The organism is Faecalibacterium sp. DFI.5.82, assembly GCF_029076575.1.
GTDB lineage: Bacteria > Bacillota > Clostridia > Oscillospirales > Ruminococcaceae > Faecalibacterium > Faecalibacterium duncaniae.
This window is the reverse complement of the sequence record NZ_JARFIS010000673.1, coordinates 1-304: the sequence shown is the minus strand read 5'-3', so window position 1 is coordinate 304 and position 304 is coordinate 1. Positions and strand designations below refer to the sequence as shown.

1 protein-coding gene is annotated in these 304 nt (G+C 36.8%); it reads right to left on the bottom strand.

Translation table 11 applies throughout. The features are described 5' to 3' along the window. Nucleotides 1-122 precede the first annotated feature (122 nt). The coding region (locus P0G09_RS18390; RefSeq protein ID WP_275253392.1) for a hypothetical protein at nucleotides 123-304 on the bottom strand (182 nt) is incomplete at its 5' end.

Below are 304 nucleotides of genomic sequence, written 5' to 3'. Positions count from 1 at the left end.
GGTGAATTCGATTCAGCGAAGGCAGACTGAAAGCCAAACGACATTACAACCGCAATAAAAAGCAGACTCGCCGTAATTTTTTTGATGAATTTTCTTGTACTCATGATCACATTTTCCTTTCCTTATTTTGATTTGATTTCTTTTACGACTAAATAAATGACCAGTATGCCGATGCAGAGCGAAATAATTGTCAATGCCTCTGCCGTTGCATTAAGGCAAGCACCAATAATATAAACCAATACCAAAAATGCAACAAAAGCGATAAGAAGCAGCACCCATTTGTTTTTTTTCATGTTATCACCTC